Origin of the sequence: Thalassolituus sp. UBA2009 (assembly GCF_002335285.1) — a bacterium.
GTDB classification, from domain to species: Bacteria; Pseudomonadota; Gammaproteobacteria; order Pseudomonadales; family Oceanobacteraceae; genus Venatoribacter; species Venatoribacter alkanivorans.
Genome location: NZ_DDCJ01000073.1, coordinates 1 through 17,083 on the forward strand (window position 1 = coordinate 1; position 17,083 = coordinate 17,083).

The window sequence follows — 17,083 nt, forward strand, 5'->3', positions numbered from 1 at the left end:
GATCGTCTGTCGTGCGCTGCTCCGGTGAATATTACGGATTAATTCCATATCCAGTTTTATGATATCGGTCTGAAAGTCTGCCAGCAGATTCAGCCCGGAATAACCGGAGCCAAAGTCGTCTGTCGCGGTTTTGAAACCCAGATCATGGTAATACTCAACAATGCGTTTTATATGACCGCTGTCTGAGATTTTTTCGACTTCGGTGAATTCGAACATGATTTTATCGGTGGGAAAGCCATATTTCCGGGCGGCTTCCAGAGTGGTGCGGATACAGCGTTCGGGCTGATAAATTGCATTGGGTAAAAAATTGATGCTCAGCATGGAATCAATGCCCAGCCTGGCCGCCAGTGCGATGGCCTTGATGCGGCAGAACTGATCAAAGGTATAACGGTTATCGTCATTAACGCGGGAAATGACTGAGTACGCAGATTCATTATTCAGCCCGCGCACCAGCGCCTCATAACCAAAAATGCGCTGTGTCGTACAATTCACAATGGGCTGAAAAGCCATAGTGAAATCAAAACCCAGATTGGCGGCATCAGCGCATTGATTGCAAAGTAATCGTTCACAATCGGCGTTTTTATCTGCCATTACTCTTTCCCGTGTTCAGCATCATCCGCTAAGCCTAGTCAGTGGATGACATTGCCGCAATGCATAACCCGCTGGTCTTGGCTGCGCAGGCTGCCTACAATCCCTGCTTTATTCTTCTGAAACAGCGCTATGTCCGAAGCTTTGCTGAACACCCTGAATCAGGCACTGGCATCATTGTCCGCAAGTCAGGGACGACTGCTGGTTGGCTACAGTGGCGGGCTGGATTCCACCGTGTTGCTGCATCTGCTGGCACAGAACGCTGCGCTTAAAGACCGTTTGCTGGCGCTGCACGTACACCATGGTTTATCGGCTAATGCTGATGCCTGGGCGGCCCACTGTGGGCAGCAGTGCGCGCAATTGCACATTCCTTTTGTCTGCGAGCGGGTGGTGGTCAGCAACCATGGCGCCGGTATTGAGCAGGCGGCCCGGGAGGCCCGTTATCAGTCCTTCGCCCGCCACTGTCAGCCTGGCGATACGCTGCTGCTGGCTCATCATGCTGATGATCAGGCAGAAACCTTTTTTATGCGTTTACTGCGCGGCAGTGGCCTGACCGGTCTGGCGGCAATGGCTGCCGTGCGTGAGCTGCAGCCGGGGTCTGGCATCTGGCTGTTAAGGCCTTTATTAAACATCCACCGCGCACAGCTGGAAGACTATGCCGCAGCGCAGCAGCTGAGCTGGGTTGAAGATGAATCCAACGGTGATGAGAGGTTTGAACGCAACTGGTGGCGACAAACGCTGCTGCCGCAGATATTTGCCCGTTTGCCGGGAAAAGACGCCGCACTGCAGCGCTCTATTGCGCAGCTGCAACAGGATCAGCAGTTGTTAGAGGAATTATTGCAGCCAGCGGTAGAGGCCTGCCTGTGTTCCTGCCACTGGCCTTTTGCTGCAGCCTATACCTGTTCGGTTACGGCTTTACTCGCCGCCCCGGCGCATCACCGGCCTTATCTGTTGCGCGGCTGGCTGGCACGCTGTGGTCTGAATGGCGGTATGCCGGGCGCTGAATTTCTGCAACGGATCGAACAGGAGGTGATTGCCGCCGTTCCCGACCGTCAGCCGCGACTGCAGCTCGGAGATTTAACCATCCGCCGTTATCAGCAGCAGTTGTATCTGGTGGCTGAAATACCACCGGTCAGTGCTGATCCCCGTGACGTGGTTATTGCGGACGACTGCCACATTCCATGGTACGGAGGTGCGCTTGTCACTGCACCTGCGGCAGAGAGCAGGCATGACGTGCTTGTGCAGCCTGGGAACTACCACTTAGTGCCGGCAGGGACCTGTCAGGGCATGACGCTGAAAATAGCCGGCAGGCCACGTAAAACACTGAAACATCTCTGGCAGGAGGCCGGCGTTCCTCCCTGGTTGCGGGAATGCTGGCCAGCCCTGCTGCGCGATGGAGAACTTTGTGCTCTGGCCGGGCTGTATGTAGCTGAATCGGCACAGCCGCCTGCTGAGCGACGTGAAGAAGAGGGCAGGTTTCTGCGCTGGCAGGGAATCTTTTAAGCTTTGAAGGATCTTAAAAGGTCAGCTGTGCGCTGTGCAAATGGCTTATCCGGCGCTGTTCTTCAGCGTTATTAGAGGCTATTTTGCGCACCAGCCGAGCGTTATCCGGAATCGCCTGTGGTTTACTGACGCTCAGCCTGTTGTGTGTGCTTGCTTTTGGGCGGTTTTGAAATTTATCTGCGGGAGCAGCTTTTAGTCTTTATGCGTTATCCGATCGTATTTGCAACACTGGCCGCCACTTTGGTACTGGTCACTCTGAATGAAACTGACAACCGTATTCTGCGTGGAAGCAGAACCCCGGCACAATTGTTTAATCAGGGGGACGCTTCCGTTCAGGTCGAAGTAAATACTCCGCAGGCACCGGCAGAGAAGGCCGTCGTTTCTGACGGTTATGACAACAACATGGGTGAAAAAACAAAAGAACCTGTGCGGCTTAATCTCAACTTGCCGGATATGGAATGGGATGATTACAGTTACGGTAACAGTGATGCTTTTCCGAATGTATTTGGCAAGCAACCAAGCGAATCTGCCGTGCACTGGTCCGGTCGTCTGCATCTGGATGAGTCGGAAGAGGCAAAAGCCAAACCGCTGAATGAAACCATCCTCGGCGCAGAACTGGAACTGCAGCTTAAGCTGCCCTGACAGCGCTGCCGTGTTTTGTCTGCTTCCCTTCCTGAATCATCATAGTCATAAAACAGTTCTTCAGTACCAAAAATAGACGGCTGCTTTTTTAAAGTCGTCAGGCCTGTTAAAGTCCGCCCATAAAAAATATAAAGAGGTTTTGTGATGCGTATTACGCTGTATCAATTCCCGATTTCTCACTACTGCGAAAAAATCCGCTGGGCACTGGACTATAAAGGTATCCGCTATAAAACGGTTAATCTTGTCCCGGGCCGTCATATTGCGTTGATGCAAAAACTCAGTGGCCAGACGTCGGTGCCTGTGTTGAAACACGGCAGACAGGTTGTGCATGGTTCATCAGCGATTCTGGATTATCTTGATCAGGTTTTCCCGCAAAAACCACTGCTGCCAAAAAATCCGGAACTGCGTGCTCAGGTACTGGAGTGGGAGCGTCGTCTGGATGCCGAAGCCGGGCCGGATGTCCGTCTCTGGAGTTACCATCATTTATTGCAACAACCAGCTCAGGTCATTCCTTTGCTGGGGGCACGTAAACCGTTCTTTTATCGTTGGTTATTGCGTTCAATTTTTCCTAAGCTGGAAAACGGAATGCGCCGCTGGATGAAAATCACACCGGATAATGCCGCTAAAGCGCAGCTGCGTATGGAAAGTGTATTAACCGATTTACGCCTGGCCTACAGCCAGTCGCATTTTCTGGTGGGCGAACATTTCACCCGTGCCGATCTTACGGCCTGTGCGTTATTTGCACCGCTGTTTCAGCCGTTTCAGTATCCGGTGCCCTGGCCGGGGGTGGAGTATGCACCAGCGACGATGCGTGAATGGATTGAGCAACATCAGGATATTATTGAGCCGCTGCGGCTGCGTTATGCTCAATATCGCTGATGTCTGACAGTAAACCGATTAAATAAAAAATGCCCGGTAAATACCGGGCATTTTTTATACAGTCTGTAATGGCTGTTTAAAGTACATAGTGGCCAAGCAGCAGCACACTGCTATAGCCGACGCTGTAGGCGATAATCAGAGCAATAAAAAACTTCAGGTAGCTGCCAAAAGTCAGCTCATCAATTTTGCTCATGGCCACAATGCCAGCGGCAGAACCGATAATCAGTAACGAACCGCCTACACCAACAGCATAGGTCAGCGCCATCCATTCCTGCAGCGTCATCGTTACATCGGCTTTCAGCAGAGCGGCCGTTAGCGGAACGTTATCAATCACGGCAGACAGCAGTCCCATCAGATAATTGGCGGCCCAGGCTGGCATATGCTGGTACAGCGCCACAAAGCTGTCGAGCGCATGGATTTCTTTCAGTGAGCCGACAATCAACAGAATACCGAGGAAGAACAGCAGGGTGTCGAACTCGATCTGGCGGATATAGTTAAGGATCGGATGGTTTTCAGTATCTTCGCCGTAAGCCCGGGCTACCAGAAACATTACCGACAGCCCGGTCAGGAAGCTCAGTACGGGCGGAATATCAAACATGACGTTGCCGGCAATCGTGGCAAGAATAGTCAGAATAAAAATAGCGGCGATGGCCAGATCGACCCGCGCCAGATCGTTTTCTTTATGCTGAATAATGGCATGATCACGCAGCGACCAGGACAGCATGGCGGCGAGTAGCAGTACTGCGGTCAGGGCTGGCAGTGATAACAAAAGCAGATTGGTAATGCTGACTTTACCGGCGAGGAAAATCATCAGCGTGGTAACGTCACCGGTGATCATGGCAACACCACCAGAGTTCACTGCAAACACCACCACGGTGGCAAAGCGCAGGGTTTTAGCGGCGGATAAATTCAGCGATAAAATCAATGCAACAGAAATTAACGTCGCCGTAATGTTGTCGGCCAGCGATGAAAATACAAAGCTGAACAGACCAGCCATAATCAGCAGTTTGCGTTCGGATACCTGCCTGGGCAGGAAACGATAAATCAGACTTTCAATCAGCCCTTTTTTGTTGAGGTAGGCAACAAAGGTCATAGCGGCCAGCAGGAACAGCCAGAGGCTGGCAATTTCTCCGATATTTTCCTGCAATCCTTCCTGGACCAGCTCATGGGTGTGGGTGTCTGAGGAAAACGCAAACAGCAGAACCCAGGACAGTGCACCTAAAAACAGTACAACCTGAGCTTTGTTAACGTGGATAACTTCTTCAAGTACAACGGCGAGCAGACCAAGAAAGGCCAGTGCGATCAGCAGGTAGGGCAAAAAATCGGGCATCAGGTAACCTCGTTGTCGCCCGGACGGAGTGTCCGGAAGGGAAAGACATGGGTCATAAAGCGCAGGCATTGTAGGACTGTAAAAGAACGCTGCAAAGTGCTTTTTTACCGCAGGATTAAGACCTTAGCCGGGCATTGCCGGTGGTGTCCGGTATGGCGTGGCTGCAGACTCTGGTGCGGCCACGGATCAGACTGTTGCGGGCAGAAATCTGTGCACTACCAGAAATTAATGAGTACCACCGCTGAGTATCAGTACTCCTTCCATTCTCCGCCGTCATTCATAGCATCATTCCATTCGCACAGCAGTTCGGACAGGGCATGCGCCTGGTGATGCAGGGCGTGCAATTCTTCCAGCGTATTTTTTTCACCGGTATAGAGGGGCAGTGTGCGTACTTTGCCGACCAGCGGGTGATCGGGCAGCTGCATTTTATTGCGCTCCAGATTCCAGCGGATATTGTTGGTCAGCATGCGGAAGAAACTGATTTTGGTGCGCAGCGTAAACAGGGTGAAATCATCAAGGTCGCTGAAGTGCTGGTAGTCAATACCGGCCAGTAAGGCAGTACGGCCATTCACTTTAATGGAGGCTGAACGTTTGAAGTTCAGCACCATGGCCATCACGCCGAACATTTCGCCGGCGTTGATTTCGTTGATTACTTCACCGCTGTCATCATCGGCTAACACTGCAAGCTGACCCTTCAGCAAAAAATACAGCACGTTGGCGTCATCGCCGTGGTGCAGGATGATTTCGTCCTGATCGGCGGTCACAAACTGAGTAACACTCATCAGTAATTCAAACTGAGTCGGGTCGCTGTGAATCAGGTCCTTGAAGAAGGTGACGCCATTGACAATACGTTGCAGGGTGTCAATGGGATACTCTTCGCGGGTGATACGACGCATGTTTGCTCCAAAAACTGGCAAGGATGTCAGTGGCGCAATATAGCATGCCCGCCGGGTGAATAAAGGGCAAAACCATGGGTTGGCATGATCAGGGTCAGTTCGCAGCGATGGTTAAATCGCTGCGGTTTTTTCTTCATCGCGCAGAGTAAGTACTTCATAACCTGTCGCCGTAACAGCGATGGTGTGTTCCCACTGAGCCGACAGTTTTTTGTCGCGGGTAATGACCGTCCAGCCGTCTTTCATATGTTTTAAACGGTGATCGCCCTGATTGATCATGGGTTCGATGGTGAAGGTCATACCTTCTTCCAGCTTCACGCCACTGCCGGCTTTACCGTAGTGCAGTACCTGCGGTTCTTCGTGCATTTCGCGGCCAATACCGTGGCCGGTATATTCGCGTACTACGCTGAAGCCTGCGCGTTCGGCAACCTGTTGAATGGCCTGGCCTATATCGCCGAGACGGGCGCCGGGGCGTACCTGACGAATGCCGGCCCACATCGCCTGATAGGTGGTATCGACCAGACGCCGGGCCTGTGGGTTAATCTGGCCGACGCAGTACATTTTGCTGGAATCGGCAATAAAACCGTTTTTTTCCAGGGTGATATCGAGATTGACAATATCACCGTTGCGCAGCAGCTGGCTGGCTTTGGGCATGCCGTGGCAAACCACATGATTCACCGATGGATTCAGCACATAGGGAAAATCGTACTGCCCCTTGCTGGCCGGTCGCGCCTGCAGATCGTTGACGATAAAGTCTTCGACCCGGTTGTTGATATCCATGGTGCTGATGCCGGCTTTGACGTAGTCATCAAGCATGGCAAACACCTGCGCCAGCAGGCGTCCTGATTCACGCATCAGTGCCAGCTCTTCCGCGGTTTTGATTTTAACCAGCATGTTGCAGTAACTCCTTCAGTGGCAGTTCTTTACTGCTCAGCAGCTTGCGTGTCAGCTGTGGGTAAGTGAGGTCAGGATAGAATTCGGCCAGCATGCCGATTTTGATCCAGAATTCGGCCTGGGCATTAATTGAGCGCGACATAGACGCGCTGGCGTCACGGATCTCTTCGTGCAGATCGTCAGAAATTTTAACAATACCCATCAGCAGGCTCCCGGTTGAATTACACGAAGTATATACGTTTCGTATATTTTGGGCGGCAATGAACATACTGCTTTTTTGCAACAGAGTGTTTGCACTGTGTGCAGGTAGTATCCGGGAGGGGGGAGTAACTGAAGTACGAAACAGGCTGACGTGCAGTCGTCAGCCTGCTGGTAAGCCTTAATCCGGCAGCTTGATCTTGCGGTCGGTGGTCATCTTGGCGGCGCGGATGGTGTTGTCTTTGATCTGCAGAATTTCTACGCGGTAATAACCAATGCGCAGGCAGACCGGCGCATCGGGGATATGCTCGAGAATTTCGACAATCAGGCCGCTGATGGTTTTCGGGCCATCGGTCGGCAGATCCCATTTCAGCGCTTTGTTCACATCGCGCACATAGGCAGCACCATCGACGATATAGCTGCCGTCTTCCTGCGGATGTACGTCCGGCGAGGCGGCGGAGACCACATCGGTGGTAAATTCACCGACAATCTCCTCAAGAATATCTTCCAGCGTACAGATACCCTGCACATCTCCGTATTCATCGACGACCAGAGCAATACGGCGTTTGTTTTTCTGGAAGTTAAACAGCTGGGTATGCAGCGGTGTACTTTCCGGAATGAAATAAGGCTCGCGGCAGATTTTTTCCAGATCTTCTTTGAGGAATTCACCGGAGGTTAAAAAGCGGCTGATATTACGGGTGTGCAGGATGCCAACCACATTGTTGATATCACCACGAAACACCGGCAAACGGGTGTGCTGGGTGGTGCGCAGCTGTTGCAGCACGGTGTCGAGGTCATCGTTGAGATCAATGCCCACCAGTTCGGTACGCGGCACCATGATGTCGTTTACCGTCATCTTCTCCAGATCAAGAATACTGATCAGCATATGCTGGTGACGCTTGGGAATCATGGAGCCGGCTTCACGCACGATGGTGCGCAGCTCTTCGGTACTGAGGTTATCCGGTGTGGTGTTGTTGACGTCCACCCGAACCAGACGCAGCAGGGCGTTGGCAATGGTGTTTACAAACCAGACAAAAGGCTGCAGCAGCCACTGAATCGCCAGCAATGCGCGCGAGGCAGGAAAGGCAATTTTTTCCGGCGCGATGGCGGCGAGGGTTTTTGGCGTCAGCTCGGCAAAGATCAGCACCACCAGGGTAAACAGAATGGTGTTAACAAAGACGGCGAGATCGGGGTTATCCGGCCACAGGCGCTGGCTGATGATGGTCGCCAGAGCGGCGGCAGCAAAGTTGACCAGGTTATTACCGGTAAGGATGGTACCAATCAGACGATCGGGCTTTTCCAGCAGTTTGGTGGCACGCATCGCGCCTTTATGCTTGCTTTTGGCCATATGCCGTAACCGGTAACGGTTAAGCGACATCATGCCGGTTTCGGAACTAGAGAAAAATCCAGATAAGATGATTAACAGAACCAGTATGCCGAAGAGCACACTTAAGGGAACGTCACTCAAGACGGGATCCTTTTAATATTAAGATCCCGCCATCATAGGGGCGGATGTTTGGCTGTCAACTGCACCAGCAGGCTTGTTGGCGCAGAAGGCGGCAGAATCAGCGCTGCAGCACCATTTCCAGCACAAACTTGGTGCCGAAATACGACAGCACTAGAAAGCCGGTGCCTATCAGGGTCCAGCGGCTGGCAATCACCCCGCGCCAGCCAAAACGGTAGCGGCCAACCAGTAAAATGGCGAACACGATCCAGCCGAGGCTGGCGAACACCACTTTATGCAGCAGGTGCTGGGCTTTCAGGTCGAACACATAAGGCCAGCCGATGGCAAAGGCCGCGGTCAGCAGGATCATGCCCAGCCAGACCATCTCAAACAGCAGTAAATCCATGGTCTGCAGTGGCGGCAGGGCCTGCACCAGGCCACGGGTCTGGCGTTTTTTAAGTGCCAGATCCTGCAGATACAACAGCACCGACTGCACCGCAGCGATGGTAAAGACGGCATACGCCAGTACCGACAGCAGGATATGCCAGGCCAGGCCATAGCTCAGTTGCTCAAGGGACATTTGCTGGCCGGAAAGTGCCGCCAGCAGGAGAATGACGGCGGCCATCGGCAGCAGGCCGATAAACAGGTTATCGACCGGTTTCTTCCAGCTGGAGAACAGCAGCAGCAGGGTGATAACCCAGCAGATCAGTGAGCCGACTTCGAACATGGCGAAGTTAATGTGCTCGCGTCCCAGCATCTCAATACCGATATAGCCCAGATGCAGCATCGCCGCGATCATAGTGCTCATCAGCACCGGCATGCGGTTGGCGGTTTTCTGTCCGCTGACTGTCTGCCACTGGCGCCATGCGGCAAACAGATAAAACCCGGCGGCGGGCAGCGCCAATACTAATCCTGACATGAAAAATCCTCTTCAGAGGGCGGCAGTTTCGCACATGCCGCAAACGGGTAAAAGAGTACTGTGTCACCGTATCCGGCAGAATCCGTCTGTGCCGGCAGGTACGGAGTTTGGGGCCTGCGCTTTGCCGGGGTATACTGCCGGCTGTTTTGTATCTGGGTACGAGTCATCGCGATGTTTGAGAGCCTTACCGACCGCCTGGGGAATGCCCTTAAAAGCATTACCGGCCAGGCCAAGCTGACGGAAGAAAATATTAAAAGCACCGTACGCGAAGTGCGTATGGCGCTGCTGGAAGCCGACGTGGCGTTGCCGGTGGTAAAAGCCTTTACCGAACAGGTAAAAGAGCGCGCCATCGGCACCGAGGTGCTTAAGAGCCTGAATCCGGGCCAGGTGTTCCTGAAAATTGTTCATGACGAATTACAGAAGGTCATGGGCGATGCCAACGAAAAGCTGAATCTGTCGGTTCAGCCGCCAGCGATCGTGCTGATGGCGGGTCTGCAGGGTGCCGGTAAAACCACCACCGTGGGCAAGCTGGCCAAATTTCTGGCTGAGCGCGAAAAGAAAAAGGTAATGGTGGTTTCTGCCGACGTTTACCGTCCGGCGGCGATCAAACAGCTGGAAACCCTGGCCAACGATGTCGGTGCCTTGTTCCATCCGTCGTCACCGGATCAGAAACCGCTGGATATTGCCCGCGGTGCTATCGATGCCGCCAAGCGTGCCCATGCCGATGTGCTGCTGGTGGATACCGCTGGTCGTCTCGCCGTTGACGAAGAGATGATGGCCGAAATCAAGGCGCTGCACGCCGGTATTAATCCGGTGGAGACCCTGTTCGTGGTTGACGCCATGACCGGTCAGGATGCTGCCAATACCGCCAAAGCCTTTAACGAAGCGCTGCCGTTAACCGGTGTGATTCTGACCAAGGCTGACGGTGATGCCCGTGGTGGTGCTGCGCTGTCGGTGCGTCATATTACCGGTAAGCCGATCAAGTTTATGGGTATGGGCGAGAAAACCGATGCGCTGGAGCCTTTCCATCCGGATCGTGTCGCCTCCCGTATTCTCGACCTGGGTGACATCCTCACCCTGGTGGAAGAAGCCGAACGCACCATCGATAAACAGAAAGCCGAAAAACTGGCGAAAAAGATCAAAACCGGTAAAGGCTTTGATCTGGAAGACTTCCTCGACCAGATTCAGCAGATGAAAAACATGGGCGGCCTGACCTCCATGCTCGATAAATTACCGGGCATGGGCAATATGGGGCAGATGGCCAAGCAGACCGATGCGGCGGAAAAATCCTTCAAACAGATGGAATCCATTATCTATTCCATGACCCGTGAAGAGCGCCGTTTTCCGGACAAAATCAACGGCTCGCGTAAAAAGCGTATTGCCGCCGGTTCCGGCACCCAGATTCAGGATGTTAACCGCGTACTGAAACAGCACTCACAGATGCAGAAAATGATGAAAAAAGTGACCGCCAAAGGCGGCATGCGCAAAATGATGCGTGCCATGGGTGGTATGGGGGGACCAGGCGGCCCAATGGGCGGAGGTGGTCCGTTCGGTGGTGGTATGCCGCCGATGCGTTGAGTGCCGGTAAGGTGCTGACAGGTCCGCTGCTACGTGCCTGAGAGGATATAAGACGACTGCTCCGGCAGTCGTTTTTTTGGGGGTTGGAAGGCGTTGTGTTCTGAGTGTGGCCGCTGCGCGGGCTGGCTTTTTGGTTAAATTGAAGCCAATGCGGGGCTGCCTGACCGCCATGGATGGCGGAAATGCCGATTGTACAGGAGCACACAATCGGCCCTGCGCCGGGCCACGTGCGCAGAAATTCAGTCGCAACGCCGGATATAAACCAAACGCCGGATTGTAGGAGCGGGCCATGCCCGCGATAGCGCTCGATTAAGCAGGCCGCAGGCGCATACATTCAGATGCAACGCCGGATATAAAACAAACGCCGAATTGTGGGGGCGGATCTTATCCGCGACGAGCCCCACATTCACTCTGATATGTAGGGTGGGCACTGCCCACCAAATGGCCTGTGAAGAAAGCCGCTACTCAGCAATGAGTGGCGGCTTTTTTGCAGGTATCAGCGATTCGTCCACGAAGCCTCGTATGTAAAAAATCGGTCGAACGATATACCGTATATTTTCGTGCTATACGCAAATCAGGCTCGCTGATTATTCGTGCTTGCTCATATGGTCAGAGGCTAGTAACTTAAACTCAAATGAATCAATAGCTTGCTCTCAAAGTGACAATAGGGGTTTACAAGCTGACTGGTTAATACAGCTGCGTTCTGAGTCTGAATTAACAGGTGTGCGCGTTTTTCCGGAAGGGATTTTTGAGTTATGGACGATGTCTCAGCAGGGTCAATAAGTTACGCGGGATTTCTAAAAAGAGCCGCTCAGGATAAATGCGCACGCATACTGACAAACAGTTATGTCCTTAAAGAACAATCTTGGATATAGAGTATTAAAAATATGAATGTAAATGATATTGTGAGAAAAGAGATAGAGTCACTGGTTACCCTCGGATCTTCTATAGTTCAAAAAGCTGCAAATTCCAGAAGCTCTTTTGAAGGCAGTGATATTGCAGAAGTTTCATCGTGGATTACGCGATTAGGTCAGTTAGTTAAGAAGCTATATGGGGAAAATAGTCAGCACTATAAAAATTACTCTCAGGCTATCTCTGTAGAGGGTTTCTATGTGATCCACAGCAATTGGTACGGTCATATATCGCAAGTTCAAGGAATTGCGCTGACGGTCAAGCATGATGTAGATAATGACTTGCTTTCAAATATTCGTGGATTACTTCAAGCAGAAATTTTTGGCAACTTTCTGGAGATTGGTGAGCATCTATTGAGTGAAGGTTATAAAGATGCCGCAGCGGTTACTATTGGGGCGGTGCTTGAAGATGCTTTGCGTGAAATCTGCAAGATTAATGGTATTTCCACTACAAAGCCTAATGGTTCGCCTATGACAATTGAGCCGCTAAATACAGAGCTTGCGAAAGCCGAAATCTATTCCAAGTTAGTACAAAAACAAATCACGAGTTTTGCTCACATAAGAAATAAGGCTGCCCACGGGCAATACTCAGAGTATGATCATGCGCAAGTAGAATTGATGTTGCTTTTTGTGCAAAGTTTTTCTGAGCAAAACTTGGGTTCTTAGGCGTAATAAAGCCATCAAATATCGAGTTTGGCGAACACTAGGCACGCAAAAGTGCTGCGATATATGGAAAATTATAACTCAAGGATAAAATGTTATGCGTAGATTGGTATTTTTATTAGCTTTTAGTGCTTCACTTTCTTTTACAGTGTTCGCTTCTCCAGCAGGAGATCAGGCGATTATTGATCTGGCAATGGCAAATGTAGCATGTGCTGCTGTCCAACGTGTCAACCCAGAGGCTGTGGATTCCACATATAATAATTATTTTGGCGATTCTGTTTATTTGTATCAAAAATTTCACAACATTACCGAAGAGAAATCTGAGCAGAATCAAAAAGGTTTTTATAACATCTTAACCTCAGAACGTGCTATCAAAGCGCAATCTCTAAATTCAGTAGCTGGTGCTACAAAATATCTATCGCAATATCTGGTTAAGACTGATGCAGGGTCGTGCAACGAACTAAAGCAGGCGGCTAATAGAGTTTTAGCTAAAAATAATGAAAAGTTATTGTAAGTCAATCAATGTGACCATTATTGAGATGGTATTTCTCAGGAGGTGTGAGTGGATATTGACGAGATGTCGAAATACTTAGCTCAAATGGCAGCGATTTTTTTGGCTGCATATTTAGGCTCCTTTTTAGCTCTTAAGAAGTTTAAGAAAGAGAGGCTATGGGATGAAAGAAAGGCAATATATAAAGAGGTTATTGAAGCTTTTGAGGAGTTGAAAATGTGGTCGGAATATATGCAAGCCTCTCATTGCTGTGAGCCAACCATTAATGTAAATTTTGAATTTTATGAAGCATTGAGGGTTATCTCCAAGCGAAGTGCTATTGGGGCATTGTTTCTATCTAAAGTGTTTCAAAGGGTACTCGAAGATGCAGATGTAAAACTGAGTCAAGCTCGATTCCAAATTAATGAAGAAAGTAGGCCGGATGTGGGCTCGGAACAAGGAAGAGCAGAATGGTTATTCATATTGGCTAGGGAAATAAATGAGATCGTTAATGAACATCTGCCAAAGCTTATATCAATAGCAAAAGAAGAAATGCCAAAATGAACCATATAAGTCAATTCAGTGAGAATATAATAGGAAAACCCGTAGATTCGCGCCATGCTTGATTACCTGAACCGCGTGAATGCTCAGCCTCCGCTTTTTACCGCTGTTTTAACCAGAGCCTGATTCAGAGGAATAATGCGATGACAGGAGTAATACGATGATCTGGCTGCAACAGGAGATTCAGCTCAGCGCCAAAGCGCGCGGCTTTCACCTGATTACCGGCGAAATCCTGCGGCAGTTGCCACAGCTTAAACAGATTCAGACCGGGCTCGCGCATATTTTTATTCAGCATACTTCGGCGTCGCTGACGGTGAATGAAAATGCTGACCCTACGGTACGCAGCGACTTTGAAGCGGTCTTTAACCGTCTGGTGCCGGAAGGCGAGCCTTATTACCGCCATACGCTGGAAGGTGACGACGATCTGCCGGCGCATATTAAAGCCAGCCTGTTAGGACCTTCAGTGACTTTGCCGGTGACTAATGGCGCCTTTAATTTAGGCACCTGGCAGGGCATTTATCTGTGTGAGCACCGTGACCATGGTGGCCCCCGGCGCTTACTGGTGACTCTGCAGGGCGTCTGAGCGCTGCTTATTTGCTCAGGCATCCGGACCGAATCCGGTCAGTTATGCCTTCATAATTATTTGTTCTTAGGGATAGCGGGTGCTTCCTTTACAATGCCCGCCTTTCATCTGCTGGCAGGACTGCTCCCGTGAGTCTTAACACTTCTTCTGAACCTGGCGCTGCGGCGTCTTCTTCATCGGCCACTTCTTCAGCGGCTGCTGTGGCCCCATCCGCGCTGGCATTGTTGCCTATTGGTTTGTTTCTGGCGCTGTTTATTGGTGGCGGTCTGTATTACCAGCAGGCCGGGGTGGACTTTGCCTTCTATCAGGTGCCGGCCCCGGTGGCGATTCTACCGGCCATTCTGCTGGCACTGTTGCTGGCCCGTGGCACGCTGAACCAGCGCGTCGATGCCCTGATTCGCGGCTGTGCCGATAACACCCTGATTACCATGGTGCTGATTTTCCTGCTGGCCGGTGGTTTTGCCAGTGTGGCCAAGGCCATTGGCGGCGTGGATGCGACGGTGAATTTTGGTCTCAGCCTGATTCCGGCGCCGCTGGTGTTGCCCGGTCTGTTTGTGATGACCGCTTTTATCGCCACTTCGATGGGTACCTCCATGGGTACCATCGCGGCGATTGCACCCATTGCGGTGGGCATCAGCGAAGCAACGGAATTATCGACGGTACTGACCATCGGTACGGTGATGGGCGGGGCGATGTTTGGCGATAACCTGTCGATTATTTCCGATACCACCATTGCCGCAACCCGCACCCAGGGTTGTGAAATGCGCGATAAATTCCGCATGAATTTTAAAATTGCCTTACCGGCGGCGATCATCACCCTGTTATGGCTGGCTTATCAGGGCGCGGCCAGTGAGGCGCAGCAAGTGAGGGGTTATGATCTGTGGCTGGTGCTGCCTTATATCGCCGTGCTGGGGTTAGCGCTCAGCGGTCTGAATGTGTTACTGGTGCTGTTCGCCGGTATTGTTCTGGCCGGTGTGATCGGCCTGGTCCGGATAGAGGATTATCATCTGGCTAACTGGGCGAAGGATATTTATGCCGGTTACGGCAGCATGCAGGAAATTATGATTCTGTCGATTTTTATCGGTGGCCTGGCGGCGCTGATGAAAGCCGGTGGTGGCCTTGCCTGGATCGGTGCGTTTATTGATCGCCTGAGCCGTAAAGGCAGCGCTCCTAAAGATCACCGCCGCGCCGGTGAATTCAGTATTATCTCGTCGGTGGCGCTGGCTAACCTCTGTACCGCCAACAATACAGTAGCCATTATTATTTCCGGCAGCCTGGCGAAAGATATTGCCGAGCGTTACGGCGTAGACCCAAAGCGCAGCGCCAGTCTGATGGATATTGCCTCCTGTGTGGTGCAGGGCATTATTCCTTACGGTGCGCAGATGCTGCTGGCCGCCTCGCTGGCGGCGCTATCACCGCTGCAGCTGGTCAGCGCTGTTACCTATTGCTGGGCACTGGGGGCCGTTGCTCTGATCTCGGTTGTTATCGGTAAACCCGCAGGACGTTAAGTCCTGCCTTTAATAAGGCTGTTTTATGATTGTCCGTCCACGTCCCAATGCCATTGCGCTGCTGTTTGTGATTCGTGGTTCGGTTGTGCCGCGCATTTTTCCGCACCTGCTGGCGGTCGGCTTATTTGCCGCCGCGGTCAGTGCTCTGCATGAACTGCGCTGGCTGAGCGTCCCTGAGTTTTCTCTTGCGCCATTTACACTGCTCGGTGTGGCGCTGTCGATTTTTCTCGGTTTCCGTAATAACGCCTCTTATGAGCGCTGGTGGGAAGCGCGCAAGCAGTGGGGCGCGATGGTGTACGAAATCCGCAGTCTGGCACGCTCCAGTGAGACGTTGCTGGATCTGCAGGCGGAACATTCGGCGGCCGGACAATTGCGCCACGATTTACTGCACTGGTGTGCTGCACATTGCCATGCGCTGCGCGGCTCATTGCGTAAGCAGGATAGCCGCAAAGAGCTGAAACCCTGGTTAAGTAATGAGGATATCGAGCGCGTATTCAGCCACCAGAATCCGGCGGAATATTGCCTGCGCCGCGCCGGGCGGATTATTGGTGAACTGTACCGCCAGCAGCATATCGATGCGGTGGGTCTGCGGATTCTGGACGAGCATTTAACCCGCTTAGCCGCGGTGCAGGCCGCCAGTGAGCGCATTGCCACCACGCCGCTGCCGTTTGCCTACACACTGCTGACCCACCGTACCGCTTACCTGTACTGTTATTTACTGCCCTTTGGTCTGGTGCCATCACTGGGATGGTATGCGGCGCTGTTTACCGTCATCGTGGCCTACACGTTTTTTGGTCTGGATGTGCTGTCCGAAGAAATGGAAGAGCCTTTTGGCTGCGCGGCCAACGACCTGCCGCTGGATGCCCTGTGCCGGATTAACGAGATATCCATTGCCGAATCATTGGGCGAAACCCCGCCGCCATTGCTGCAGCCGGTTAAGCATGTGTTGCAGTAATTAGGGTTGATCAGCCACTGCTGCCCATAGCTTTTAAGCAGCACTATAGCTGACAAAAACAGCATTTTTTAACATCCAGGCCCAATGCCTCCCAGGGGAACTTATCCCCTTGCCGGCGGGCCGCCCCCAGCTTCGCGCTGTGCAGGCCTTTTTCCTCCATTCAGACCACCTCGGTCACGGTAACGCGGATAATGGGCCATCCATGGCCCTATCCGCTCGCTCTGCATCCCTGCAGAGACGTACCTGCTCGTTGCTCTTCATTTCGGCGGCCTGCAGGCGCATTGATTATTCCGCCAAGCGGCTTTTCAGAACGGACATTACAGTTCGAGAAAAACGACGTTGCGGTTGAGATAAACCGCGCCTCTGGGCCCGCCGCCATGAGCGATGGTTTTTACGATCTGGCTGGCATGGATGCCAGACAAGTGTATGTGGCCATGGATGGCCAATATACGCGTGGTCAGTAAAAACCGAGTGAATAAGGATCACGGGCCAGAAAGCGCAAAGCAGGGGTTTGGGGATCAGTGTAGTGGTCAACTAATTCCGG

At 52.0% G+C, this 17,083-nt stretch carries 17 protein-coding genes; 10 read left to right on the forward strand and 7 right to left on the reverse strand.

Annotated features, from left to right (window positions below):
- Nucleotides 1-591 (reverse strand): EAL domain-containing protein (locus tag B3P58_RS09210; RefSeq protein ID WP_286717129.1); only part of this gene is annotated, 591 nt, incomplete at its 3' end.
- A 129-nt stretch (nucleotides 592-720) separates the two neighbouring features.
- On the opposite strand from B3P58_RS09210, the gene tilS reads away from it, so the two are divergent.
- The 3 genes from tilS (at nucleotide 721) to B3P58_RS09225 (ending at nucleotide 3,612) form a co-directional block, all read left to right on the forward strand.
- On the forward strand, nucleotides 721-2,091 hold the full coding sequence (gene tilS, locus B3P58_RS09215) for a tRNA lysidine(34) synthetase TilS (RefSeq protein WP_286717131.1): 1,371 nt from the start codon (nucleotides 721-723) through the stop codon (nucleotides 2,089-2,091).
- Nucleotides 2,092-2,292: 201 nt separating this feature from the next.
- Nucleotides 2,293-2,733 carry a hypothetical protein gene (locus tag B3P58_RS09220; RefSeq protein ID WP_286717133.1) on the forward strand — a complete coding sequence of 147 codons (441 nt, stop codon included), beginning with the start codon at nucleotides 2,293-2,295 and terminating at the stop codon, nucleotides 2,731-2,733.
- 144 nt (nucleotides 2,734-2,877) lie between these two features.
- The gene (locus B3P58_RS09225) at nucleotides 2,878-3,612 is read left to right on the forward strand and encodes a glutathione S-transferase family protein (protein WP_145469222.1); all 735 of its coding nucleotides are present in this window, start codon (nucleotides 2,878-2,880) and stop codon (nucleotides 3,610-3,612) included.
- 76 nt (nucleotides 3,613-3,688) lie between these two features.
- On the opposite strand, the gene nhaD is transcribed toward B3P58_RS09225, so the two are convergent.
- The 6 genes from nhaD to B3P58_RS09255 all read right to left on the reverse strand — a co-directional run bounded on the left by nhaD (nucleotide 3,689) and on the right by B3P58_RS09255 (nucleotide 9,290).
- Nucleotides 3,689-4,942: a sodium:proton antiporter NhaD gene (gene nhaD / locus B3P58_RS09230; protein WP_225691568.1), complete on the reverse strand. Its 1,254-nt coding sequence runs from the start codon at nucleotides 4,940-4,942 to the stop codon at nucleotides 3,689-3,691.
- 248 nt (nucleotides 4,943-5,190) lie between these two features.
- Entirely contained in the window at nucleotides 5,191-5,838 is a 648-nt protein-coding gene (locus B3P58_RS09235; protein WP_145469224.1) for a cyclic nucleotide-binding domain-containing protein, read from the reverse strand.
- A gap of 111 nt (nucleotides 5,839-5,949) precedes the next feature.
- Complete coding sequence (gene map, locus B3P58_RS09240) at nucleotides 5,950-6,729, reverse strand: type I methionyl aminopeptidase (protein WP_230331147.1); 780 nt, start codon at nucleotides 6,727-6,729, stop codon at nucleotides 5,950-5,952.
- The gene (locus B3P58_RS09245; protein WP_145469226.1) at nucleotides 6,719-6,931 is read right to left on the reverse strand and encodes a ParD-like family protein; all 213 of its coding nucleotides are present in this window, start codon (nucleotides 6,929-6,931) and stop codon (nucleotides 6,719-6,721) included. The genes map and B3P58_RS09245 overlap by 11 nt, the downstream gene beginning before the upstream one ends.
- Before the next feature lie 177 nt (nucleotides 6,932-7,108).
- Complete coding sequence (locus B3P58_RS09250; protein WP_286717135.1) at nucleotides 7,109-8,395, reverse strand: HlyC/CorC family transporter; 1,287 nt, start codon at nucleotides 8,393-8,395, stop codon at nucleotides 7,109-7,111.
- 97 nt (nucleotides 8,396-8,492) lie between these two features.
- Entirely contained in the window at nucleotides 8,493-9,290 is a 798-nt protein-coding gene (locus tag B3P58_RS09255) for a cytochrome C assembly family protein (RefSeq protein WP_286717136.1), read from the reverse strand.
- 171 nt (nucleotides 9,291-9,461) lie between these two features.
- Here B3P58_RS09255 and ffh point away from each other — a divergent pair, with 171 nt between their 5' ends.
- The 7 genes from ffh (at nucleotide 9,462) to B3P58_RS09290 (ending at nucleotide 16,539) form a co-directional block, all read left to right on the forward strand.
- The gene (gene ffh / locus B3P58_RS09260; RefSeq protein WP_145469229.1) at nucleotides 9,462-10,868 is read left to right on the forward strand and encodes a signal recognition particle protein; all 1,407 of its coding nucleotides are present in this window, start codon (nucleotides 9,462-9,464) and stop codon (nucleotides 10,866-10,868) included.
- 887 nt (nucleotides 10,869-11,755) lie between these two features.
- Nucleotides 11,756-12,445, forward strand: coding sequence for a hypothetical protein (locus tag B3P58_RS09265; RefSeq protein ID WP_286717137.1), 690 nt, complete (start codon nucleotides 11,756-11,758; stop codon nucleotides 12,443-12,445).
- A 94-nt stretch (nucleotides 12,446-12,539) separates the two neighbouring features.
- The gene (locus tag B3P58_RS09270) at nucleotides 12,540-12,956 is read left to right on the forward strand and encodes a hypothetical protein (protein ID WP_286717138.1); all 417 of its coding nucleotides are present in this window, start codon (nucleotides 12,540-12,542) and stop codon (nucleotides 12,954-12,956) included.
- 48 nt (nucleotides 12,957-13,004) lie between these two features.
- Nucleotides 13,005-13,496, forward strand: a complete 492-nt coding sequence (locus B3P58_RS09275) for a hypothetical protein (protein ID WP_286717139.1) — start codon at nucleotides 13,005-13,007, stop codon at nucleotides 13,494-13,496.
- A gap of 160 nt (nucleotides 13,497-13,656) precedes the next feature.
- Nucleotides 13,657-14,076 (forward strand): secondary thiamine-phosphate synthase enzyme YjbQ, encoded by a 420-nt coding sequence (locus B3P58_RS09280; RefSeq protein ID WP_286717140.1) that lies wholly within the window; start codon nucleotides 13,657-13,659, stop codon nucleotides 14,074-14,076.
- Between the two features lie 200 nt (nucleotides 14,077-14,276).
- Nucleotides 14,277-15,584 carry a Na+/H+ antiporter NhaC family protein gene (locus B3P58_RS09285; protein WP_286717142.1) on the forward strand — a complete coding sequence of 436 codons (1,308 nt, stop codon included), beginning with the start codon at nucleotides 14,277-14,279 and terminating at the stop codon, nucleotides 15,582-15,584.
- A gap of 25 nt (nucleotides 15,585-15,609) precedes the next feature.
- Entirely contained in the window at nucleotides 15,610-16,539 is a 930-nt protein-coding gene (locus B3P58_RS09290) for a bestrophin family protein (RefSeq protein ID WP_230333543.1), read from the forward strand.
- Nucleotides 16,540-17,083: the final 544 nt, after the last annotated feature.